The 25159-nt window shown below is 47.1% G+C and carries 19 protein-coding genes; 9 read left to right on the top strand and 10 right to left on the bottom strand.

Going from position 1 to position 25159, the window contains the following annotated elements:
- Nucleotides 1–58: 58 nt before the first annotated feature.
- Both ACE04G_RS20725 and ACE04G_RS20720 read left to right on the top strand, forming a co-directional pair.
- A complete protein-coding gene (locus ACE04G_RS20725; RefSeq protein ID WP_445253568.1) occupies nucleotides 59–1207 on the top strand; it encodes a sensor histidine kinase in 1149 nt (382 codons plus the stop codon).
- Nucleotides 1204–1803: a response regulator transcription factor gene (locus ACE04G_RS20720; protein ID WP_036608692.1), complete on the top strand. Its 600-nt coding sequence runs from the start codon at nucleotides 1204–1206 to the stop codon at nucleotides 1801–1803. Before ACE04G_RS20725 ends, ACE04G_RS20720 begins: the two co-directional genes overlap by 4 nt.
- Nucleotides 1804–1988: 185 nt before the next feature.
- Here ACE04G_RS20720 and ACE04G_RS20715 read toward each other — a convergent pair whose 3' ends face one another.
- The 7 genes from ACE04G_RS20715 to ACE04G_RS20685 all read right to left on the bottom strand — a co-directional run bounded on the left by ACE04G_RS20715 (nucleotide 1989) and on the right by ACE04G_RS20685 (nucleotide 13842).
- Nucleotides 1989–2897, bottom strand: a complete 909-nt coding sequence (locus ACE04G_RS20715) for a hypothetical protein (RefSeq protein ID WP_449004445.1) — start codon at nucleotides 2895–2897, stop codon at nucleotides 1989–1991.
- A gap of 44 nt (nucleotides 2898–2941) precedes the next feature.
- Nucleotides 2942–3682: a polysaccharide deacetylase family protein gene (locus tag ACE04G_RS20710; protein ID WP_449004444.1), complete on the bottom strand. Its 741-nt coding sequence runs from the start codon at nucleotides 3680–3682 to the stop codon at nucleotides 2942–2944.
- A gap of 470 nt (nucleotides 3683–4152) precedes the next feature.
- Nucleotides 4153–4656, bottom strand: a complete 504-nt coding sequence (locus tag ACE04G_RS20705; RefSeq protein WP_221824880.1) for a ferritin — start codon at nucleotides 4654–4656, stop codon at nucleotides 4153–4155.
- A 156-nt stretch (nucleotides 4657–4812) separates the two neighbouring features.
- The gene (locus ACE04G_RS20700; RefSeq protein ID WP_017688846.1) at nucleotides 4813–4932 is read right to left on the bottom strand and encodes a hypothetical protein; all 120 of its coding nucleotides are present in this window, start codon (nucleotides 4930–4932) and stop codon (nucleotides 4813–4815) included.
- 100 nt (nucleotides 4933–5032) lie between these two features.
- Complete coding sequence (locus ACE04G_RS20695; RefSeq protein ID WP_036608707.1) at nucleotides 5033–5290, bottom strand: YolD-like family protein; 258 nt, start codon at nucleotides 5288–5290, stop codon at nucleotides 5033–5035.
- 153 nt (nucleotides 5291–5443) lie between these two features.
- On the bottom strand, nucleotides 5444–7135 hold the full coding sequence (locus ACE04G_RS20690; protein ID WP_449004443.1) for a hypothetical protein: 1692 nt from the start codon (nucleotides 7133–7135) through the stop codon (nucleotides 5444–5446).
- Entirely contained in the window at nucleotides 7132–13842 is a 6711-nt protein-coding gene (locus tag ACE04G_RS20685) for a DUF7507 domain-containing protein (protein WP_221824885.1), read from the bottom strand. The genes ACE04G_RS20690 and ACE04G_RS20685 overlap by 4 nt, the downstream gene beginning before the upstream one ends.
- 233 nt (nucleotides 13843–14075) lie before the next feature.
- On the opposite strand from ACE04G_RS20685, the gene ACE04G_RS20680 reads away from it, so the two are divergent.
- On the top strand, nucleotides 14076–15215 hold the full coding sequence (locus ACE04G_RS20680; protein ID WP_221824887.1) for a GGDEF domain-containing protein: 1140 nt from the start codon (nucleotides 14076–14078) through the stop codon (nucleotides 15213–15215).
- A 103-nt stretch (nucleotides 15216–15318) separates the two neighbouring features.
- On the opposite strand, the gene ACE04G_RS20675 is transcribed toward ACE04G_RS20680, so the two are convergent.
- On the bottom strand, nucleotides 15319–15840 hold the full coding sequence (locus ACE04G_RS20675) for a hypothetical protein (RefSeq protein ID WP_449004442.1): 522 nt from the start codon (nucleotides 15838–15840) through the stop codon (nucleotides 15319–15321).
- A gap of 71 nt (nucleotides 15841–15911) precedes the next feature.
- On the bottom strand, nucleotides 15912–17552 hold the full coding sequence (locus tag ACE04G_RS20670) for a GGDEF domain-containing protein (protein ID WP_449004441.1): 1641 nt from the start codon (nucleotides 17550–17552) through the stop codon (nucleotides 15912–15914).
- Between the two features lie 301 nt (nucleotides 17553–17853).
- Here ACE04G_RS20670 and ACE04G_RS20665 point away from each other — a divergent pair, with 301 nt between their 5' ends.
- The 6 genes from ACE04G_RS20665 to mnhG are packed head-to-tail and all read left to right on the top strand — an operon-like array spanning nucleotide 17854 to nucleotide 23762.
- The gene (locus ACE04G_RS20665; protein ID WP_449004567.1) at nucleotides 17854–20808 is read left to right on the top strand and encodes a Na+/H+ antiporter subunit A; all 2955 of its coding nucleotides are present in this window, start codon (nucleotides 17854–17856) and stop codon (nucleotides 20806–20808) included.
- Nucleotide 20809: 1 nt separating this feature from the next.
- Nucleotides 20810–21148, top strand: a complete 339-nt coding sequence (locus ACE04G_RS20660) for a Na(+)/H(+) antiporter subunit C (protein ID WP_036670645.1) — start codon at nucleotides 20810–20812, stop codon at nucleotides 21146–21148.
- A complete protein-coding gene (locus tag ACE04G_RS20655; RefSeq protein ID WP_221824895.1) occupies nucleotides 21141–22619 on the top strand; it encodes a Na+/H+ antiporter subunit D in 1479 nt (492 codons plus the stop codon). Before ACE04G_RS20660 ends, ACE04G_RS20655 begins: the two co-directional genes overlap by 8 nt.
- Nucleotides 22620–22625: 6 nt before the next feature.
- Nucleotides 22626–23102 (top strand): Na+/H+ antiporter subunit E, encoded by a 477-nt coding sequence (locus ACE04G_RS20650; protein WP_047842677.1) that lies wholly within the window; start codon nucleotides 22626–22628, stop codon nucleotides 23100–23102.
- Nucleotides 23102–23386 carry a Na(+)/H(+) antiporter subunit F1 gene (locus ACE04G_RS20645; RefSeq protein ID WP_017688855.1) on the top strand — a complete coding sequence of 95 codons (285 nt, stop codon included), beginning with the start codon at nucleotides 23102–23104 and terminating at the stop codon, nucleotides 23384–23386. Before ACE04G_RS20650 ends, ACE04G_RS20645 begins: the two co-directional genes overlap by 1 nt.
- Complete coding sequence (gene mnhG, locus ACE04G_RS20640; RefSeq protein WP_221824897.1) at nucleotides 23370–23762, top strand: monovalent cation/H(+) antiporter subunit G; 393 nt, start codon at nucleotides 23370–23372, stop codon at nucleotides 23760–23762. Before ACE04G_RS20645 ends, mnhG begins: the two co-directional genes overlap by 17 nt.
- Nucleotides 23763–23896: 134 nt before the next feature.
- Here mnhG and ACE04G_RS20635 read toward each other — a convergent pair whose 3' ends face one another.
- Nucleotides 23897–25012 (bottom strand): rhamnogalacturonan acetylesterase, encoded by a 1116-nt coding sequence (locus ACE04G_RS20635; RefSeq protein WP_339185387.1) that lies wholly within the window; start codon nucleotides 25010–25012, stop codon nucleotides 23897–23899.
- Nucleotides 25013–25159 lie beyond the last annotated feature (147 nt).

Below are 25159 nucleotides of genomic sequence, written 5' to 3'. Positions count from 1 at the left end.
GCCATAGTCATGCTACAGTCATGCTAAAGTTGAGTACAAGTGCAAGGAGGAGAATTCCATTCAAAAGTGGATGCAAAATTTTTATAAAAAAACAGGGCTGAACCTTTATGTATGGCTCGCCTTTTTCATCCTGCCATTCTATTTTATATCGCAATATTCTAAATTATGGACGATGGTAACCGGCATCATCATTATCCTCGTCTTCTTCGTCTGTTACCTGCTCGCTTTCATCACCAAGGGCTGGCAGGTGTACATGTGGATTGGAATGCTTATTGCCATATCCATTACAATGACGATCGCCTATGATTATGCGTATTTCTCATTGTTTCTTGCTTTTTTTATTGGGAATATTAAAAATAAAGCCGGATTCTTCACCCTCTACTCGGTGAACCTGGGAGCCAGTTTCGTAACCATTAATTACGGTTTCATTAATCAGAGTTCTCTGTTGGTGAGCCAACTCCCGTTTGTATTCATCAGCTTAATGGCCTCCATCCTGCTCCCAATCAGTACGTATAACAAAAACAAAACTGAACATTTGGAAGGCCAATTGGAGAATGCGAACAAGCGACTTGATGATCTCGTAAAAATGGAAGAACGCCAGCGTATCGCTCGTGACCTGCACGATACACTTGGACAGAAGCTCTCTCTGATCGGTCTGAAAACCGATCTGGCGAGACGGCTGCTCCGCAATAATCCCGATCAGGCCGAGATTGAATTGAACGACCTCAGACAAACGGCAAGTACAGCTCTGAAGGAAGTCCGGGAAATGGTCACCACCATGCGTGGTACACAATTGGTCGATGAACTGTTCCGGGCGGAGCAGATTCTGAAGGCCGCTTCGATTGAATTTATGCTGGAAGGTAATCCGAAGTTACAGGATACGTCACAATTGAATGAAAATGTGCTCGGTATGTGCTTGAAAGAAGCTGTTACCAATGTCGTCAAACACAGTCAGGCAACAACCTGTACTATCATCATTAAAGAAACACTAGCGGATAATGTATTAACCGTTCAAGATAACGGTGTTGGAATAGAACGAACTCGCAAACAGGATCGGCGCGGAACAGGAATTTTGGGCATGAAGGAACGACTTGAATTTGTGAATGGTTGTCTGGATATTCGCTCTGCAACAGACATCCCGGGTACAGCGATCATTATTCATGTTCCGAAACTCGTTCGCAAACCGATAAAGGAGGCAGAATCATGATTAGAATTGTAATCGCGGAAGATCAGCGCATGATGCTCGGCGCCTTGTCTTCTCTCCTCAATCTGGAGGAAGATATGGAAGTCGTCGGACGTGCCAGCAACGGCCAGGAAGCCCTTGCCCTTGTCCAGGAGCTTGCACCAGACATCTGTCTGATGGATATAGAAATGCCCGTGAAAAGCGGCCTTGAAGCCGCAGAAGAACTCAAAGGAATGAGCTGTAAGGTCATTATCCTTACCACTTTTGCCCGGACCGGATATTTCGAACGTGCCCTAAAGGGCGGTGTCCGTGGTTACCTGCTCAAAGACAGTCCAATTGAAGAACTTGCCGAGTCGATCCGCCAAGTTATGAATGGCAGACGCATCTTCGCTCCGGATTTGGTAGATGAAGCTTATGTAGAAGAAAACCCTCTTACAGAACGGGAGAATGCCGTACTAGGCCTCATGGCAGATGGGAAGAACACCAAGGAAATCGCCGGGCATCTGTTCATCACAACGGGCACGGTGCGTAACTACATCTCCATTATTCTCAACAAGTTAAATGCCAGTAATCGCATTGAGGCCATCACTCGCTCCAAGGAAAAAGGGTGGTTCAAATGAAAGAACCGCTTTAACCCATTGAAACAAAAATAAGCATGTACCCCGGCTGCATAAGCTGCGATAACATGCTCAAAATAAAAAGCTTGGCCCAGCAATTTCTTCCTGGGCCAAGCTTTTTTATGTGTATCGTAACAATCCAACACTCATCTCTTCTACATTGCAGAATATCCGTAAACACTCAAGATTTATTTTACAGATACAACCATGCCAAGAGCTTCTAATGGCACCTGATCGGTCTTAAGCTGATGAATTTGGTTACCGTCCTGCCATGAGATCGTTACATGAACAGACTGTCCACCACTTGGATATTCAACCTTGATATATCCTTTATCTTTGGGTACAGGCAAGGTATGTGACTCCAGGTACTCCACCATTTTCTTCGCTATGCCCGGATTATTCATTTCATCTTCGGAAACCGAACGAATTTCCAGCGTCCATCTTCCTTCTTGCCAAGTCAGATATTGACTGCCTGCGGCACCTTCACTCATGCCTTTGATGCCATGTCCCAGATCCACAGCCATATCTGCTGGAATATCTTTCAGGTCCTTCTCAGGGAAAATTTCTGGCTGATTCGGGTCCTTATAGGTCTTCACTTCATAGGAAGCCAGTACAGGTATCTTACTGTCGGATGCAGTTAAGGATTGATCATTAATGGCAACAGACTGAGTGGTAGCGTAGAAGTTTACTTTAAATGCATCAGCAGTATTGGACAGTATTGCCGCACCCAAAGACGTACCCTTGTCCAATGTGAATGAAGTGGGTAACGCTGCATCCTTCATCTTCAACTGGTTGCGAACTTGCTTGATCACATCATTTACACCTGATTGACCAGTGGCAACCTGGTTGTCATTTGCCTTGGATCCTGATGTGTTTTCATTATCTGTTGTGCCCGTATTCTCTTTGGTTCCCGTTTCATTTTCATTAGAGAAATCAGCACCACCACTGCCGGTCTCGGTCTGCTCACCCACGGTTGTCGTTGGTGAAGAACTATTCTCTGATGATGCTGCATTTGAATCCGGTCCGCCACATCCTGCCAGAGCAAGTAAAACGGCTGTCGTTACTGGAATCGTGATCCATAATCGTTGTTTCTTCATGATGTGTACCTCCTTCGTTGTAACCAATCGAAAAATTAATAAGATTAACGCTTGTCATTCCAGAAGTTAACCGGCTGTACTTTTTTGCTTAATACTTCAAAATGATACCCTTCTGCCTTCAATGTTTTTAATACTTGCGGTAATACTTTCAGCGTCGCTTCCTGGTCGTGCATAAGCACAACTGGCGTTGTTCCGCTCTTTTGCACATTGTGGATCTGTTTCATTACACTGTTATAGACTTTCTGATGATCTTTCTGGTATTTCCAGTCTTCCGAATCCACATTCCAATCCCATAGATGGAATCCACCCTGACCCAGCAGTACATTCCGGAATGCCGGTTTGAGATAAGGTTTACTACCATATGGCGTCCGCACGAGACTTGTTTTAACTCCAGCAACCTTGTTCATACTTACATTGGCCTGTTGCATCTCTTTTAATCCGCTATATGCAGATTTATAGAATTTGCTTGGAACGTGAGTCACACCATGCAGACCCAATCCATGCCCGTCAGCTACGATTCGTTTGGTAGCCTTCTGAAATTTCTCCATCTGAGGACCCAGCATGAAAAACGTTGCCTTCGCATGATACTGATCCAGAATATCCAGTAACTGACCCGTATGAGCGGTTGGCCCATCATCAAACGTCAGGTATATGATTTTGGAATTTGCTTTGCTTGCACCATCCTTGGATGCAGCAGATTTGGCAGATACCGACTGCGGCAATAATAGTGGGATGATCAATAGAATTGCAAGTGTGACCATGATAGATTTACGAATATGTAGCATAATTAAAAGTCTCCCTTATGTGTTATATTTCCCCGGGTGTCCATGTTTTCTTACCTTCATCCCTTGGCGATTAATCCTAATACTATCAAAGATAGGGGCTCCTGTTCTCGCTCCAAAGGCTACGGTAGAGTTACACTTTTGTCAGATAAACCTAAAATTTAATACGAATTTGATAGATTTGCGCAAAATAAGATCCCGTCAGGATAGATCAATTGTGACATATCCTCTATTACCCACATTCAGAATTTTGATAGACCTTTACTCCAATTCAAGCAAATCAATATAATCATTACATATCGTTGCATGCAAAAAAGCCTGCACAAGTGCAGGCTTCTTTGTCTTCAATCAGCATATGGCATCAAACCATCATCCCTTGCAAGGAGATTGTCCGATTGCATTCAGGATCATTACCTCATGCAGTATGTAAATGGTGTTTTGACGCTGGAATCTTATTGACTCCCTACATGCATTTATTCAGCAGGAGCAGTGAACGAACGTTTGCCAAACTCGGCATCCAGCATGTAGAAGGCATTGCTGTCTTTTTCAATGCGGCGCAGCTTCTGAATAATGTTGTCAAACAATGCTTCCTCTTCAACCTGCTCATCAATGAACCATTTCAGGAAATACATCGTTGCATGTTCACGTTCATTCAGAGCGATGTCAGCCAGATTGTAGAATTTTTTCGTGTTTTGCTGTTCATGAGCATAACCATGCTCAAATACATCCAGCATCGAAGCATATTCATTCTTCGGTTCTGGCAAAGCCTCAAGTGTGGCACGTTGTCCACGATCATTCAGGAATTTGTATATTTTCATGCCATGGAATCGCTCTTCTTCCGCTTGCACGATGAAGAAGTTCGCAAATCCATCCAGACTTTTGCTGGAACAATAGGCTGCCATAGCCAGATATACATGAGCGGAATAAAACTCAAAATTCATCTGTTCATTTAAAGATTCTGTTAACGCTTGGCTCATAATCAAAACACCTCTTTCTTTCTCTAGGGATGGTTATATTCTAACATAACGTAAGCAGGACTTACACCGATTTTCTACAAAATTCGCCAATGACTGAACGAACAAAAAAGCTCTGCCGCGATGGCAGAGCTTCTTTCATTCTTAAGAGATATGCAATTATACCAAGAACGCTTTGGAGATGATAACCAACAGGATGAACAGAACCAGAATGGCACCTACAGAAGTGAAACCTCCGTATCCGTAGCCTCTTGTTTCTCCACCTAATACTTCGCTCATTGACCGTACCTCCTCTGCAACAGGTATGGGATATCTTATGCAGGAAGAACGACTTTGACAGGGCGGATGCCCTAATTATTCAATTTGCTGTTTTTTTCGTTCAGTACCGGGGAGATTGCACACGCATGATATCCAGAAAAGGCACCTTCGCCGTGAACTCTTCTTCGGTATACTCTACATGCACGAGTCGTGTACGGGAGTCCATTTTGACGATGACTCCTTGCACCTGATCTTCTTTGCCCCATACCGTCAACAGTACTTCCGAACGTTCCCGAAAGGCTTCAACCAGCTGGTTTCCCAACTCTTCAAGTTCAAACTCATCCCGTGTAGGTCTTTTTGCTACTTTTGCTTTTGCCAATGTGGCTGCCTCCTCTACTCCGACGTCCCGATTCCACGGGTTGATTGCCGAGTTCATATTCAATTAGTATACCATTCATTTACGTTCGTGTAATCTCATGGCATCCAGAATGAGCAAATTCCTCAGGCAAGTTACCGTTAACCGTGATACCTCCTATTCTTCTCCATACTCCACAATGATGCTGTACTCATTCGAACGGGTTTCGCCAGCCCGTTTTTGTCCATTCCATTCATACGTGTACCTGGCAATCAAGGCTCCTTGGAGCGTACCCGTCTTCTCAGAAGCTAACTTCGCTACATAGGAGATGTTCTTTTCCGTTCCAGGCTCAATCACACCCACATGCAGAACCCGTGGTGTGGAATACTCTGGTAAGCTCAATTGGATCTCACCCGTAGCTTGCCCAAGCCATCTGGCACCCTCAGGTAGAATACTCCCAAGTTGTACACGTGCCGGCAAATTGCCCGTATTCCCCACACGTACCTGAAAAGTGACCGTACCTCCCTGCTCGACCAAAGTGGGTGTCACTTGAACATAAGCCTGAATTATCGGGGCTTTTAATTCAACCACAGCTTCATTGGATGTAATCATCCGCTGCACTGACCGTGAATCCGGCAACCGAAATGTATACATCAGGCTAGCATGATTCACATACCTGTAGTCATCAGGCATCGATTCATCTCGATCTGGAAGTTTCGCTTCGAACTGAATATTCAGAACCGACCGTGCTGTCAACGTCCCCAGATTAAGCCCTTTAGCCAAATTGGATCCGGGACGTTTAACCCCATTCCAGCCCAGACTGCCTTCGATAAATGTCACACCTGTTGGCAGTACATCGAGGAGAGTTCCATCCACCGCATAACTGCTTGCATTGGAGACGGTAATATTATATTGGACGGCATCACCCAATGTGGCCGTTAGCGGGAGTACACTTTTCAGCACAGAGACCTGGGGCTGTATCACTTCCAGGGTAACCTGATTGGAGTAGACCGTTTCCTGCTGCCCTGCCGAGATATACGTCAGTGCAGCTACACTTGATATTCCGTTCGCATCGCTTCCCGCCATAGCCTGAACCCGATATTGGATCCTAATTGAGCTTCCAGGCAAAATCTCTCCAAGTTGTATGCCCGTATCAGGCGTTACTTGTGGCGCAAACATTTCATCTACGATGACACTGGCAGGTATAAAAACAATACCTCGTGGCAAAGAAATCGTTACTTGGGCATTCGTAGCTGCAATAAAACCCGGATTGCTCACGATGACGGTGTACATGACAATATCCCCTGAGAAGGTATAAATACGATCCGCCTGCAAGGATATCTCCAGCCGGGATGAGACCAGATTGACCTCCACGATATTGGATTGTTCCATACCCGTAACCGTTCTGCCTTCCGGTGTCAAAAACTCATAGTTAACCTGTGCCTGATTCAGCAGCTTCAGTGCCTCAGGTAAACGCAAGATTACAACTTGGAAGTGGTATCGCAACGTGGCTCCCGGCGCGATTTCAGCTGGAGGCAATCCTCTCTCCGGTGATGCTCCCGGTAATGGAATACCATCACGCAATACACTGTTGGGAAGCAGTGCCGTCTCTGCAGATAGCTGATCCAATAGGTGCACTAGGGCCGTAAGATTTCCGGTGTTAACAATTTCAACAAGGTAGATAAGAGACTGCCCCAAGGCAGCCTCTGTGACATTGCAGACTTTTCTGACTTCAAGCCTGGGGCCGATCCACGGTGTTACAACTGTATTCGAATAGGATACCTGTTCCAGTTCAGTCGCACCCGAGCTGAATCGAACCAGGGACTGATTCTTTAGCCAATGGGACAACGGACCGGAAGATTGGCTCATATCACCACAACCTCTACTCTGAATGTAACCGTAACGGAAGCACCCGCAGCAATCGAACCAAGCGTGATGCCTGTATTCGGATTGCCTGTTGGTCTTGGCACACCATCCACCGTAACACTTCCTGGCACAAATACTGTACCGACAGGTACCGGGTCAACCATGACCACATTATTCACCACTTCAATGCCGCTATTGGTTACTACAACCGTATAGGTGATTACATCACCAACAACTGCATCAATGGCACTTGTGCTTTTGGCAACAACAACATTTGGTGCAGATACAGGGATAACCAGAACATTCGAAGATACGGTCCCCGTCAACAGACGGCCATCTGGTGGGCTAAATGTATAGTTGGCCACCGCCTGGTTAACCAGTTGCTGATCCTGCGGTAACGAATCTACAGTCACTTCGAGGGTAACCGTTACAGTAACCGTACCTCCGGACGGTATAGTACCCACAACGATGCCCGTCTCCGGATTGGCACCTGGCTGTGGAACACCATCAATCAGAACACTGTTGGGAAGCAGCACCGCTCCGTTCGGTATACTGTCGATTAATGTCAAATTAGCAGCAAGATTCCCACTATTAATAATGGCAAAAGAATACGTGATGGTGTCACCAATCGTTGCATTGGAAGTGCTCCCTGTTTTGGTTAAGTCAATAATCGGCTGATAGATTGGTGTTACAACCGTATTGGAATACGCTGCTCCCGAGAAAACACCCGATGTGAAACTTACGGAAGACTGACTGCTTACTTCCGGTGGTGTTGGCAGTGTATTGACCCGCACTGCATACGATACCGCTATCGATGCTCCAGGGGCTAAACTACCAAGGGCTATGCCCAGCGCAGGGTTGGCCAAGGCACGTGGGACGCCGTCCACCAGAACACTGCCTGTAACAAATGTGGTGGCTGGGTTAATCGGATCGGTGATCACAATGTTGTTTACCGGGTCAATTCCTTCATTGGTCACAACCATTTCATATACAATCGTGTCGCCTACCACGGCATCAACTACCGAAGCCGTCTTGACTACACTCACATTCGGAGCAGATACTTGAATGTTGAGTGCGTTGGACGTAATCGTGCCTCCAAGTGTTCTTCCATCAGGTAAGGTATACGAAAATGTCGCAGAAGCCTGATTGGTAATGGACTGGCTCAAAGGTAACGTCACAATCACCACGGAGAAGGTAACTAGAGTTGTTGTGGAAACGACACCAAGCGGAATACCCGAAGCTGGATCTGCACCTGGCGCAGAAGCCCCGTTAATAATAACGCTATTTGGAACAAGCTCTGTTCCTGCCGGAATGGTATCCGTTAAAGTGACAGATGCCCCATAGTTCCCGGTATTGGAAATGGCGATGCTGTACACAACGGTATCCCCCACTGTGGCTACTGTCTGATCTCCCGTTTTGACTGCAGCCAGAATAGGTTGATAGACCGGAGTTGTAACTGTGTTGGAAAATGTGGTCGCTGAGAAAGCCCCTGATGTAAAGCTGACCGTGGACTGATTGTTTAACACTGCACTCGCCGGGAGCGCCGTAACCTGCACACTAAATACAACGGTTACCGTAACGCCAGGTGCGATGGAACCCAGTGTTATTCCCGTAGAAGGATTGGCTCCAGGGCGCAGAACACCATCGACAAACACGCCGGTTGGCGCAAGAACGGTACTTGTCGGCACTGCATCCGTGAAAACCACATTGTTCACCGTTGCGATTCCGTTATTGGTTACCGCGATGCTATACGTTACGACATCACCAACAGATACCGCCGTCGAAGTTGTTGATTTGACGACATCGACATCTGGTGCCGATACAGTAATAGTCAGCACATTGGATAGAACAGACTCCGTGATGTTCCGCCCATCCGGCAATGTATATGATAGAGCTACCGTAGCCTGATTCACCAGTTGTTGCGGACTTGGCAGCGTATCAACAACCACTGAAAAGGTAATGGTGGTCGTAGCTCCGGGAGCCACATTGCCTGCGGGGATGCCCGTTGCCGGATTTCCTGCTGGCAGTGGTTGACCGTTCACAATAACGCTATTTGGAACAAGGATGGTTCCGGCTGGAAGGTTATCTGTCAGGTTAATCTGGGCTCCATAGTTTCCCTGATTGCTCAAGGTTATCGTGTAGCTGACCGTATCCCCAACGGTAGCATTTTGTGTACTGGCTGTTTTTTGTGCTAAAAGAATAGGCTGGTACACCGGAGTGACCACGGTATTAGAGAATGTTGTGCTTGAGAACGTACCTGAGGTAAAACTGACCGTAGAGCGATTGCTCAACTGATCACTTGGCGGGATCACGTCGACACGGATACTGAACGTGACCGTCGCGGACGTTCCGGGCCCCAATGTCCCAAGGGATACTCCACCTGCCGGATTGGCTCCAGGTTGCGCAACCCCATTCACTGTGACACTCCCTGTAACAAAGGAGGCTCCGGCTGGAATCGGGTCCGAAAACTGAATATTGTTCACCGGTGCAATTCCGCTGTTGGTCACCAGAATGGAATAGGTCACCGTATCGCCTACAGTTGCCGCAGTGGAAGCTGTGCTTTTGACAACAGCGACGTTTGGTGACGAGACCGGGAACGTGAGTGTATTCGATGTGGCTGAGCCAGTTAACGTCCGCCCATCTGGGGGTGTAAATGTAAAGGATGATGTAGCAAAATTGCTAAGTTGCTGCGGAGATGGAAGTGAATCCACAACAACGGCAAACGTGACAACAGCCGTCGCCCCCGCTGCTACAATACCTACTGGAATACCTGTTCCTGGTGTTACTCCCGGCTCTGGCACACCGGATACAACCACACTGTTGGGTACAAAAGTAGTCGCAGAAGGAATGTTGTCTGTGAGAGTAACATTTGCTTCCAGATTGCCAGCATTGCTGACCGTTACCGTGTATACAACTGTATCACCTACAGTTGCATTTACGGTATTTGCTGTTTTGACAAGTGAAATCTGCGGTTGTATGACCGGAGTCTGAGTGGTATTGGACGATGATGACCCTGAAAATGAACCGGATGTGAAGCTGACCGTCGACTGATTGTTAATCTGCGAAGGAATCGGCATGGTAATCGTCACCTCAAAAGTTACGGTAACCTCGGCTCCTGGAGCCAACGTACCGATTGGAATGCCGGCGGTCGGATTGGAGAGCGGGAACGAAGTCCCGTTCACAATGACACTTCCGGGTACAAATGGGGTATTCGAAGGAAGAGGATTGACATATACCACATTATTAACAGCTACTGTGCCGTTATTACGAATAACAGATGTGTATCGAATAACATCCCCGACTACGCCGTACTCTACATTGTCACTGTTAACAATCGTAACATTGGGCAGAGACACTGGAATAGTGATGGTGTTTGATGACGAGAGACCGGCAACCGTTCTCCCACTTGGAAGCGTGTAGGCAAATGAAGCAACCGCCTGATTAATTAACTGCCTTGCATCTGGCAAACTGGTAACCGTCGCAACAAAGGTGACCGTTGCACCTGAACCCGCAGCAATCTCCCCTAGACTGATTCCCGACTCCGGGCCGACCCCAGGTGTAGGTACGCCATTAATAATGACACTATTTGTGCTGAATACTGCTCCAGCTGGAATGGGATCTGTCAAGGTAACCGTTGCAGCTATATTACCTGTATTGTTAATTTGGATGGTGTAATTAAACGTATCGCCGACCGTCAAACTTGTTGTACTTGCTGACTTCACCACTTGGATCACTGGCAGAAATATGGGGGTATTTACTGATATGGAAGAAGAAACACCATTAAAACTGCCTGATGTAAATGCTGCATTGGCCCGGTTACTAACCAAACCCGTGGATGGAACAGAACTCACTCGGGTCTGATAGGTCACAGTTACACTGCTTGAGCTATTTAATGTACCCACTGCGATTCCCGCAACGGGACTTGCGGTGGTAACAGCAGATCCATTAATCGTGACACTACCCGGGACAAATTCAGAGCCGGATGGTGCATCCGAAATCACCAGATTTTGTACTGCACTAATTCCTGCGTTTGTTGCAACAACGGTATACGTAAGCACATCTCCTACTGTCGCATCCGGTGTGTTTACTGTTTTACTAATAGAAACATTGGGAGCCGATGCAGGTATACGAACGATATTGGATAAGCTGCTGCCGGAGAGATTCCGTCCACTTGGAAGCTGGTACATATAACTTGCAGTCCCTTGATTCTCCAGTGTTGGGGGAGTCGGAAGTGTGGTGAGTGTAACGCGAAACACCACCGTAGCTGTAACTCCCGGCAGGAGGCTACCCAGTGTTATTCCGGTTAACGGGCTGGCTCCAGGACGTGCAGTACCATTCACGGTTACCGAATCCGGGACAAACGTCAACCCCGCTGGAATGGTATCGGTCACATTCACTTGAGTCGTTATGTTTCCACTGTTCGTGACCGCAAGTGTGTATGCAATCTGATCCCCCAGTGTCGCATTGGTTTGGCTTGCCGACTTGTTGATACCGACAACGGCTTGGTAGACAGGGGTTGTAATGGTATTGGAGTTGGAAATGCCCGTGAACGAACCAGAGCTATAGGACACTACCGCTCGATTGACTAATGAACCTGAAGCAGGCAGAGACTGCACATTCACCTGAAATGTCACCGTTGCAGAACTTCCTGCATCCAATGTCCCAATAGAGATGCCACTGCTCGGATTCGCAGACGGTACGACAGTTCCCCTTACGGTTGCACTGCCGGAAACAAATGTTGCTCCGGCAGGGAGCGCATCTGTAAGTACCACATTGTTAATCACCTGAATACCGCTGTTGGTAGTAACTACGGTGTACGTGAAGGTCTCCCCGACAGCAACATCGGTAACGGATGCTGATTTTACCGTGGTCACATTGGGCAATGTTACCGGGATTGTTAAGGTATTCGAGGCGATGTTTCCCGTGACCGTCCGACCATCAGGTGAATTGAAGGAATAAGAAGCCGTCGCCTGATCCACAAGAGTCGGCGGTGTCGGCAAGCTTGTTACAAGTACCTGAAACGTCACCGTATTGGTACTTCCTGCCGCCAGGCTACCCAGATTAACCCCGGTAACCGGATTGGCGCCAGCAATCACATTTCCATTCAGACGAAAGCTACCTGCTACATATGAGCTGCCACTTGGAATGTTATCCCTCAATGTAACGTTGGCCGCAACATTCCCTCCGTTGTTCACCTGGAGTGTATAGGTTACCTGGTCACCCACCGTGGCATTGGTGGTACTCGCCGATTTCACAATGGACAGGTTTGGCGAATAAACAGTAAGGGTGGAGTTATTGGACGGAATAACTCCGGTAATGACCGGCCCCCCTGCTACACTTTGAAATGTAAAGGCTGCATTGGCCGAATTCACCAGTTGCAGGATACTTGCATCCTGACCGATGCGTGCTCGATAGGTTACAACGACACTGCTGGATAAAGTTAACGAACCCAGTGGAATGCCTGCCGTCACATCAAGTGTTGGACGGGATATACCTGCAACCGTGACACTGCCTGGAATAAAGGTAAGACCTGCAGGAAGTGAATCGGATAAAACAACACTGGCCGCACTCGCAGTGCCTGCATTGGTAACGGTAACCGAATATAGAATACTATCCCCGGCAACTGCACCGGCGGCGACCGTTGCCTTAGCCAATGTGATCTTGGGCGCATTAATATCAACTTGAATCGCATTGGCGTTGACAATGTAGGCATCCCCCGAGGTCGTTAATGTCAACACCGCAGATGACTGGTTATTGATCAGTCTTGCTGAAACATCCACATTGGTAATATCCCAGCCTTGACGTCCACCGATAATATTGGTACCTGGAGCTCCGTTAATCTGATTTCGTGTCCCAAACGTTCCTGTTGTATTAAGCGCTCCGGTATCTCCGTTAATCTGAGAAGCAAAAAAGTTCGCAGCTAGATTATTGGGCCCGGACAAAGCAACCGATGTAGCTGAGGTTGGCCCGAATAATGCCTGGTCACCGGTCCGGTTCGCGTCGCCCTCCTGCGCACTAAACAGTATTCTTCCTCCCAATGCACCAGAGATTGGCGTAGCAAATCCAGTCAGTGTGGTAACAACTGGTCCAGAGTTGGCTTGAACCAGTACCCCACCTGCACGCAAGGACATGTTGCGAAAGGGCAGACTGGGATTCTGATAAATGACTCCAAGTGTCCAGCCTGCATGATTGGCTGTAGAATCATTAGTGATGACAATAGTCCCTACCACTGCTCCAGTGGTGTATGTACCGGCTCCCCCATTTTGTACAAGTGAAGTAACATTGGCTGAACGCACATAGCCGGCAGCGCCGTTCCCCAGATCAAACTGATTATAAGTAGCTGGGTCAGGAGTAATACTGGCTGTCCCTGCGGGAGTAATAAACGTAACTGGATTGTTGATGGCAGCACTCAGATTGACTGTACCATTGATGTAACTGCCGCCCCAGATCAATTCTGCATATAGAACGGTACTTCCAGCAGGCAGTGTAAGAATGGCTGCTGAACTGTTGCTCTGATACAGACTTGTCGTTCCCAATGGATAGATGCCGTACTGGAGGCTGGTGTTGGTTGTGGTAAAACCTCCAATACTGTCCTGTGTTCCGGGTACCCCTGCTGTTTCCGAACGACTCAGTCCAAGCGTATTTCCTGTAAATGTAATTGCTCCCGTAGCATTAACGGTTGAACGAACGACAAGAGGAATGAAGATCACCTCCCCTTCATCAATGATTTCCTACATATGGATCGGAGCCATGTTATATAGTCTATGAGTGTATCATTGAGTTTTGTTTGTCCTCCATAAAAAGTTTGTGACAACGCGAAACTTCTGTGAGTCTTGTTTTCATAGAACAGTTAAATACATTTGCGTTTTGTTCATTGTGATTTATAATCATCTTATACGAGAGTAATTCTGTCGTACCATTATGATGCAGTCAGCGGTGATATATGAAAGGTTTCGATACTCACAATAGTCATATTCCAACAGAATACGAGTTCAAACATTCCAAATGGATTCAAAAAATGCTCCATGCCTACTGGGTTGTTATTATTGCACATTTCGCCATTCAGATTGGCTGTTTCCTGTATCTGGAGTATGATCGCACACCTACAGATTTCTTGATAAATGTCCTGTTCTGGCCTACGGCCGTCAGCAGTTCATGCATTTTGTTCGCAAGTTGGGTTGATCGGCGCTCCAGCTCATATTCCTTTTACACCATGTCTATAGCCAGCACGGTTATCGCTTGGACGATTATTTATGTCAACTATGACATTCGGATTATATTAGCAATCTGTCTGTTGCCCATCTTCGCTTCAGTTCTGTTCTTCAGCAAAAAGAGAGTCTGGATTGTTTTCCTGATGCAGATGATTGGTTACCTTCTCGTTCTGTTCGACCCTGCCTACCGATCCTACCTTTCTTCATTTGACATGGTATCCATTCCTGCTTTTCTAATCTTAGGCACATATGTAGCACAGGTTATCGTAACCAGCGGCGTTGAGGTGCTCGATGATCTTGAGGCCAGCATGCTTGCCAAGCAGGACCTTATTGTGCGAAATGCCATTATGACCAAACAGTCCAAAACAGACGGTTTAACCAACCTTTATAATCAAAGCTCATTCAAGGATTATTATGAAAAAGCATTTGAGTATGCCAACAGTGGCATGAGTCTGCACCTGGCCCTGATCGATATTGATGACTTCAAATCCATTAATGATACCTTTGGTCATCGGGTTGGAGACATCATTTTGGAGAAAGTGTCCCTGATCATTCAGGAAACCATTACCTCAAGTGATATTGCAGCACGGTACGGGGGCGAAGAGTTCGCCTTATTGATATTTGAGCAATCTTTCAAGCAGGCCTATGCCTTGGTGGAACAGATTCGTCAGAAGATTGCCCTGATGGGCCATCTTGAACTTGAAGGAGCTTCCGTCACGGTGAGTATCGGTCTCAAAAGCTACAGTCCTAATCTAACCAAAGACAAACTGTTCGAGGAAGTGGATGCCTGTCTGTATGCAGCCAAACGAACAGGTAAAAATAAAACCGTAACATCACTTGATCTGACTTCATCCTTGTCAGAGAAACTATAAATAAAAAAGTTGTGCTGTACACCGAAGTTCCGGTTTGTACAACACAACTTTTTTTGGGTCTGAATACGATCAGCAGGCCAATCTTCTTCATACGTCTATGTTTTCATTCCGCCCATTCCCAGCGATGACGATTTTGCTCCAGTCCAGGATGCAGGTATTCGGACGATCCGTCAATGATGAGACGCAGCTCTTTGATCCAATCCTTGAAGGAATCAAATGAAGCAAACATATTTGCCATCTCTATCGTGAAATAAAGAAAGTGAGGGGCTGGATATTCCGCAGTGATATGGCGCAGCGCGCTATCCACAGGTGTATATTTCTTTCTCTTGCCCTCAAGCCCCTCCACACGTATACGAGAAGTTGGATGTTCTCGCCGCCAATCATGCAGGCGGTCTTCTCTTTTGTAATATGCCCGTATCGGTTCCTTGCTCATGCGCTTAAACGTACTCTCGTGTAAAGGATACAGCACAAGTTGTACGAATGAACGGGTATCCACTGTTGAAGCGGCACGCTCGAGTTGCTCATTAGTTACATGTTCAAACGAGTCATAAAAAGTCAGTGTGCCTTTGCGGCTGGCCGCAGGTGGCTCATAACCATAAGGTACAGTTGTATATTTTCCAGACATTTCACCCCTCCTTGTTTATACGTACATTCGCACAAAGATGATTGGGATAACCCAGCTAATGTTATTATACGCTAATGGTCCTGCTTCAACTCGGAATAAAATGTCATTCTGTTCTTGCCTGAACGTTTGGACTCATACAGAGCTTCGTCCGCCATCCGAATAATCTCACTTGGGTTGTCGCTGTTGGTTGGATATTCAGCACCTCCAATGCTACATCCAATTCGGATTCGCTCGTATTCGATAATAAACGGCTTGTTCAGACTTTGAATGATGGCTTCTGCATAAGCCATGGCTTCTTCCCTCGGATGACTTCCAACAGACTGAAGTACAATCAGGAATTCATCTCCGCCCAATCGGACGGTTATCCCCTTCACTTGACCAAGAGCAGACAGTCGCTGGGCCACTTTCTGTAGCAGCACATCTCCAGTCTGATGTCCAAGTGTATCGTTGACCCGTTTGAATCCATCGAGATCCAGATAGAGAAAAGTCAACGTGTGATTTTCACTTTCGGTCTCCAGAGACTCCTCCAGATACACTTCAAGGGCAGTCCGATTCGGCAGTCTAGTCAGCTGATCAAAATGCGCCAGATTCTGCATCACGACCAGCTCTGAGTCTTTATTCATAAGAGAGGTCAGCATATCCCGAAGCGAACGGGACAACACTTCAATCTCCTTAATTCCCTTAATCGCAGGAATCTCAAGCTCTTCCCCTGCACGCAGTCGATTGGCTACTCTGGTAAGACGCACAAGGGGGGCAGAGATCAGACGTGAGACAAACCAGCCAATCAGTGCAAACAGCACAGTAACGGCGAGTCCAGTCCACACATTAAACCACATCAGATCAAACACAGAAGCAAAAGCAGACGACTTGACTTGACGAATGACTACGGTCCAGCCTAATCCGGGATAATCCAGATGGCCCTGGCTGTAGGCAAACCCTGTCACATATTCATTACCGTCAGGCCACTTTTCAATGGACCAACTGCTTTTGTTGTGCCGGGCCTCTTCGATACCAGGCAATACCAACGGTTTACCGACCCATTCCTTCGGCCCGAGTAGCACGGTATGTTCCTTTTTGCTCACGATAAAAAACTCAATGTCTTTTTCTTCCCTTTTCAATGGGGCAAGTACGGATTCCTCGACTTCCTTCGCCCATTCCCAGCTTAAATGTGCAGCGAGCACACCTTGAATCATTTCTTTGCTATCCTTCAGCGGAAAACTGATATCGACAAATTGCAGCGGCTCTCCCGTTGGATTCGGAAGCAGCTTGGCAAGAAGTACTGCATTATGCACATCTCCAATGAATTTACCCTTTATTCCCTCCTGATACACAGGTCGCTCTGATAAATTTTCCCCAAGCAAGATACCATCCGTGGCAGCTAACACTTTTCCCTTCGGGTCCATGAATCCAACCCATGAGAATGAGGGAAAGCTATCTTGTAACTGATCCAGCAGCATCTGAATCTCATCAGGTTGGAATCCATCTTCCAACGAAGCCATTTGGCCCAGCAGGTCCAGTTCACCCGCGCGAGCGGACATGAATCGATCCAGCTTGTCCGAAGCCTGTGAGGCCGTGCCTGTAAGCGAGTGACCAATCTCAGTCTCTACAGCAACAAATGACTTTTGGCTAAAAATAGACCCAATCGTCAGGGTAACAAGCAAGGATAACACAGCAAAGATGACTGTAAGCACAGTTCTAATTTTGAATGACATTACTTCCTCCATTACACGGTGAAACCATCTTGCCTTTCAACATAACTATGCTGCAAAGAGTACACGGAATGTCACCTAATCGTTTTCATATTTATCGGAACTTGTATGTTTTTTTATTATACATGCCCATATAATATTATACTGAAATCTTCACCGTGTTTCTTCCATTCAAAGAATAGACACGATTCTGTATATACATACTTGGGTTATGAATATAGAGAGCAAGCATATCCTTCAAAGGATCATGCGCCTGTATGTCACAGAGAGAGTAATCGAAATACTAAACATTGGGGGTGTAATGTTGAGCCTGCTTCATGTTGCTGTTATTTTGCCTTTTGCCGCTGGCATTTTTCTTGCCATGCTGCATCGTTTCTTCCGTAAAAAACATTTGGGATGGCCGGTTCTCCTTGTCCCGGCACTATTATTTGTATACTTTGCGAGTCTCATACCCGCTGTGTCACAGCGCAATACCGTATCTGGAAATATCCCGTGGATTCCTTCACTGGACATTGGATTTAATCTGTATCTGGACGGTCTGAGCCTCATGTTGACACTGCTAATCACCGGAATCGGTGTCCTCGTTGTTCTCTACTCCATCTTCTACATGGATATGAAAGAAGCGCTGAACCGTTTCTACCTGTATCTGTTGATGTTCATGGGAGCCATGTTGGGCGTGGTGCTGTCTGATAATATGATCGTGCTCTACGGATTCTGGGAATTGACCAGTATTACGTCATTCCTGTTGATTGCATTCCATTACAAACGTAAAGCCTCGACTTCAGGAGCACAAAAATCATTCCTGATTACGGTATTTGGTGGTTTCGCCATGCTTACCGGATTCATGATGATGTATCTCATTACCGGAACATTCAGTATTCGTGCAACCATTACAGGATTGGGTCAGTTTCAGGAGAGCGCATTATTTCTACCCGCACTTGTCTTGATCCTGATTGGAGCTTTCACCAAGTCAGCTCAGTTCCCATTTCATATCTGGCTGCCGGATGCCATGGAAGCTCCGACACCTGTTAGTGCCTATCTTCACTCAGCCACCATGGTTAAGGCCGGACTGTACGTTGTAGCCCGGTTTACACCAATCTTCGGTGGACAGGGACTCTGGTTCTGGCTCGTTACCGGCGTTGGTCTTCTGACTTTGTGTTATGGATCATTCCTGGCGGTGAAAAAAAACGATCTCAAAGCGATTCTCGCCTATTCGACCATCTCTCAACTTGGTCTGATCATGTCCCTCTTAGGGGTTGGATCTGCTGCTCTCTACTTCGGATATGGCGAATCCTCTGCGATGTATACCGTGGCAATAACCGCTGCACTGCTTCACCTGTTTAATCATGCGACCTTCAAGGCCGCTCTGTTTATGGTCGTAGGCATTGTCGATCATGAAACGGGTACACGTGACATTCGAAAGCTCGGTGGACTTGCTTCATTCATGCCAATTACATTCACCGTGGCTTTGATCGGTTCACTTGCCATGGCGGGTATTCCGCCGTTCAACGGATTCCTGAGCAAGGAGTTATTCTTCCAGGCGATGGTGGAAGTCACGCATCTGCGAATCTTTGGACTTGGGTCCTGGAGTGTTCTATTGCCGGTATTCGCTTGGCTTGCAAGTGTGTTTACCCTGATCTATGCGCTTATTATCGTGTTCAAAACATTCCTCGGTCGTAGCCAAAGCGAGATCCCTGCCGAGAAGCTGCACGAAGCGCCCGCTGGCATGCTCATTCCGCCTGTTGTTCTAGGTGTTCTTGTCATTGTATTCGGACTCTTCCCGAATCTGCTGGCCGGTTCACTGATTGAACCGGCAATGGCAGCTGTGCTTCCATCCCTCTTGAATGGGAATGAGCGCTTCGATGTACATTTCTCCCTGTGGCATGGATGGACTCCGGAACTGATTATGACGATCGGAGTTGTGATTCTCGGAATCACTCTCTACAAGCTGTTGCCACGATGGAGGAATATTTATGAGCACTATCCACAAGGATTAACGATTAACAATATGTACCATGTCGTACTGGATAATCTCCAGCATTATGCACGCAAATGGACGGAAGCCTATATGAATGGCTCGGTTCGTAATTATCTCGTTTACATTTTCTCATTCACGGTCGCGTTGCTGGTCTATGCCTTCTTCCGTTCAGGTGAAAATATTACCTGGAATCTGCAGGGCAATGCACCTTACTCATTCTATGAGGTGGTACTGCTAGTCACGCTCATCGGTGCTGCAGTTTCGATTCCTTTTGCCAAGAACAGACTGTCGGCAGTCATTATGACCGGAGCAGTTGGTTACCTCGTAACCCTGCTGTTTGTACTTTTCCGGGCACCGGATCTGGCGTTGACACAGATGATTGTTGAGACCGTGTCCGTTGCATTGTTCCTGCTCTGCTTCTACCATCTGCCTGAGCTTCAACGTGGCAAATCAAGCCGCAGTTATCTCACGGTAAATATGATCGTAGCGATTGCAGTCGGGATCGTCATGACTTTTGTTGCATTGGCCGCAAGCGGAACAGCATCACTGGACAGCATTTCAACCTTTTTCCTTCAGGAAGCGTATGACTCGGCTGGTGGTAAAAATGTCGTGAACGTGTTGCTGGTAGATTTCCGTGGCTTCGATACGTTATTGGAGATTATGGTGCTTGGCGTTGCTTCATTATCCATCTACTCCATGATTAATCTGAACCTCGAAGCGAAAGACCTCGGAGCCCGCTTGAAGTTCCGTAAGAAGGACGAGATACAGGATTCCGAACCTGCTCTGGATGATGAAGCGGACAATACGAAAAAGTATGGTAACCGGGAACGCAGCTCATCCTCGTGGGATACCGTCCCCTTGCAGAGTAATGATGTATTGCTGCAAACGACCACCAAAGTCGTTGTGTTCATCATACTGACGTTTGCCATGCACCTCTTCTTTGCAGGTCACCACAATCCGGGCGGAGGTTTCATCGGCGGCTTGGTAACAGCGGCAGCACTCGTATTGATTGCTCTGGCATTCAGTACAGATACGATACGCAAAGCGTTACCGGTTGACTTCCGTATTCTAACAGGAATCGGATTGGGTATAGCCTTACTTACAGGTGCGGGTTCATTTATATTCGGAGTCCCGTTCCTAAGTCAAACCTTCGGCTATTTCGAACTTCCTTTGCTGGGAGAGACAGAACTCGCCACGGCCATGCTATTTGATCTTGGCGTGTATCTCGCTGTCCTGGGTGTCACCATGACCATCATTCTACAGATCGGGGAGGATCGCTGATATGGAAATATTGATGTGTGTAGCCGTTGGCATTCTGTTTGCGGTTGCCGTCTTTTTAATCTTGTCGCGGAGCCTGCTCCGTATCGTACTAGGCATGTCCATACTAACCCATGGCGTGCATCTGCTCTTGATCACCATGTCACGTCTCAAAACCGGGGCACCACCACTGCTTGGGGAGATGGCTGAACGTTATGTCGATCCTCTTCCTCAGGCTTTGATACTCACTTCGATTGTTATTAATTTTGGACTCACTGCGTTCTTCTTTGTTCTCTCCTATCGTTCTTATCTGAAGCTGAAAACAGACGATATGGAAGAAGTAAGGGGGCGCCCATATGAATAATCTCGTCGTTCTGCCCATTCTGTTGCCTTTGATTACAGGTGTTCTGGCCCTGCTATTTTTCCGAAAAATAAATATCCAGCGGATCATTAGTGTCATTGGACTTTTGTTTACAGCAGCGGTCTCAACGATACTCATTACGCGGGTAGCTCAGACTGGAGTTCTAACGCTTAATATGGGTGGATGGGCACCTCCCTATGGTATTGTGCTTGTTGCAGACATGGTCTCGGCGCTACTTGTCGTTGCCGCTTCCATCATTGCACTGGCGTGTCTGCTGTATGCGTTCCGCAGTGTGAACAAGGAGCGGGAAGAGCATCACTTTTATCCGTTCTTTCATTTTCTGATCGCAGGAGTTAACGGTTCATTCTTAACCGGAGATTTGTTCAATTTGTTTGTCAGCTTTGAACTGATGCTCATCTCTTCTTATGCACTGATCGTATTGGGAGGTACGGAAAGACAGCTTCGGGAAACGATCAAATATGTCCTGATTAACATCGTTTCTTCAGCACTGTTTGTCGCTTCCATCGGCTTCCTCTACTCCATTACTGGCACACTGAACATGGCAGACTTGTCGGTAAAGATTGCTGAAGTGGGACAAAGTGGGGTCATTACCCTGATTGCCGTACTTTTTCTGATCGTATTTAGCATCAAGGCCGGACTGTTCCTGTTCTTCTGGCTGTCGGGCTCTTATGCGGCACCACCTGCTGTCGTCACTGCATTGTTCGCAGGATTGCTAACCAAGGTTGGCTTGTACGCGATTGTGCGAACATTCACACTGATCTTCTATCATGATCCGGATTTCTTCCATGCACTGATCGGATGGATGGCTGGTGCAACGATGGTCCTTGGTGTCATCGGTGCGATCTCATACCGCGATGTAAACAAGATTCTCATCTACAACGTGGTCGCAGGTGTAGGGTTTGTCGCTTTTGGTATGGCCTCGGCCAGTCGCCCTGCACTGGAAGGTCTGCTCTTCTATATGCTGCATGATATGTTGATCAAAACATTGCTCTTCCTGCTCGGCGGTGCCTTGATCGCTGTTGCCGGAACATCCAAACTCGATAACATGGGCGGGCTGATCCATCGCTATCCGCTGCTCGGCTGGATGTTCTTCATCAGCGCACTTGCCTTGGCAGGTTTGCCGCCATTTAGTGGATTTCCAGGGAAGTTGCTTCTCTTTGAAGGAGGCTTGCAGGCAGGCCTGTATGGTCTTACCGGCATTGCGGTGCTTTCGAGCTTATTGATGTTATATTCGGTACTACGCATCTTCATACAAGCGTTCTGGGGCGAACCACCTGCCGGGGTTACAAGACGCCCTTACGCGGTGAACGGCCTTCTGATTCCTGCCGGAATTCTGTTTGTATTCATCATCGTAATGGGTGTGGGGGCTGAAGGCATGTTCCAATTGACCTCCCGCGCAGGCGATATTCTACTGCATCCCAATATTTATATTGATGCCGTATTGAAGGAGTAGATGTCTATGGCCTTTCAGATTGTACTGAATCTTATCATTGCTTTTGTATGGATGTTTCTGAACAATGCCTGGAATGGTGTTGGTTTTCTCATAGGTTACCTGCTCGGACTGCTTCTCATCGGGGGGATGCGCAGATTCTTCCCCCAGCGCTTCTATGTTGTTCGAGTCTGGGCCATCTTCAAACTGATTACACTGCTGTTCAAGGAACTGGTGCGAGCCAGCATTGAGGTTATACGCCAGATTATCAAGCCAAAGTTAGATATAAGGCCCGGTATTTTTACGTATAAAACTCAATTGTCCTCGGATTGGGAAGTTACTCTGCTCTGCTTACTCATCTCATTGACACCAGGTTCTCTGCCGCTTGAGATCTCGGGTAACCAACGCAAACTGTTTATTCATGCACTGGATATCAAGGATGAACAGAAAATGAGAGATGATATCCAAAATACATTCGAAAAAGCAATTATGGAGGTGACGCGTTAATGTTATCCTCGCTGTTGTTCATCTCATTGCTCATTCTCTCCTTAGCCATTCTGGGTTGCTTGTACAGGGTGCTTCGGGGACCATCCATGGCTGACCGGATCACGGCACTGGATACCATCGGTATCAATGTGATTGCCATCGTTGCCGTTCTGTCGATGATGCTGCAAACCCAAGCCTATCTGGATATTATCTTGCTGATTGGCATTTTGGCTTTTCTAAGTACAGTGGCATTTGCACGTTATATCGAACGGGGGGCGGTATTCAAAAATGATGGAGATCGTTAAAGTAGCCACTGAAACCGCTATAGGTCTACTCGTACTGCTCGGTGCACTACTCAGTGCACTCAGCGCATTTGGACTTATTCGTCTGCCTGATGTATATCTACGTGCCCATGCCGCAACCAAAAGTATGACACTCGGAGTGTTCTGTGTATTAAGCGCTACATTTTTCTACTTCTGGTATTTCGATAACTATATCAGTGCCCGCTTGTTGTTAGGTATCCTGTTTGTATTCATCACGGCTCCGGTCGCCGGACATCTGAACGGACGGGCCGCCTATCGCACTGATGTACCCCTGTGGGAGCAGAGCGTACAAGATGAATTGGAACCCTTGTTAAAAGGGAAAAAAGTGAACCATGAAGCCAAGGATATGATGGAGTAATCCCCAGCCTGGGCATAACAAATAACCCCGAGGATCAGCCGCCCGTTTCGCGGGTTGTTCTCGGGGGTATTTTTTTTATTTTGCATACACGGATCCTATCAGCCGTGATTATGCAGACTGTTTAAGTAGTAAAGTCAGAATCCATTCAGTCCCTGTCTTCTCAGATCCGCAGCCACAATACGTGCAAGCTCCGCAGCCCCTTGACGATTCGGATGCAGACTATCCCCTGTCATATACAGAGCAAGTGTTGCAGCAGGACCAATAGACGTGAAATAGGCAGAACTCAGCTTGTTCAGTTCAACAAGGGTGACTCCCTCTTCCTGAGCAAGTGCACGTGTGGATTGATTGTACCAGCGGTTCTCCGCTTGATGTACATTGGCTGTATTAAAGTCTGTTGCCCGGCCCTGAGGCGTGGAGAGGATCACCGTTGCTCCTTTGTTCTTCGCCTGACGCACCATATCCCGCATAATTTCCTTGAACTGTGCCTCCGTTGTATTATTCTTGGCATTGGTATCGTTAATTCCGAATTGCAAAATAAAATAATCTCCCGGCTTGATATACTTCAGAATCGCTTCCATCTGACCATCATCGCGGAAACCTCTCGCAAATTGACCACTTGCCGCCATATTTCGAACCTGGAAGGTGGAATTGTTCACATAGGACGGAAACAGCTGTCCCCAACCTCCTTGTACACTGCTACCCAGCGGATAGTAATTGCAGACTGTTGAGTCACCACCAATGTAGATTGTGCGGTTGGTAACGGTCTGATTGGATAACTTTCGGATTTCGAGTGCACTAAGTGTGAAGGCGGTGCCTGTCTTTCCTTCCGTAACCAGGAGGTTTAATTGCCCGTCAGTCACCGGAACTTGAAATTGGTCCGTTGCCCCGTTGCCCGTCATATTAATAATCTGGTACACACCTTCTGCAGCTACACTCGCTCTGGAGGTGTTACCCAGGATCACTTTAACTTCATATAGGCCATTGGACAGATTCACATTGAAGGTATTGGTGCTCTTGGTGCCGTAAGTCAGAAACTGCACAGCGTCACTCTTAACCCCGCTTCCTGAGGCAGACACATTCCTCATCTGTGCAGGTGTGTTGAAGCCATAACCTTTCGTAGGCGTATAGGCATCTCCTGCGGACACGCCTGTGTAACCGCTCTCAACAGCACCCGAACCAAAATCAAATCTGTAATTGTCCGTTGCCGCTTCGGCGACTTGCCCTCCACTGCTTCCCAAACCGATGCCCATTGTACTCGCAAACAGAACAAAACAGAGCAGAAGCTTTACTGATATTGACCATTTCATCACTGAATTCTCCTCTCGAATATACTACGAAGACAGAATAACCTTCCAATCGCTGTTATCCCAGATTTTTCGATTTCCTTTTCTCAAGGG

It is taken from the genome of Paenibacillus sp. AGC31 (assembly GCF_057334655.1).
Note: the sequence above shows the minus strand (reverse complement) of the source record. Positions and strands in the feature narration are given on the sequence as shown.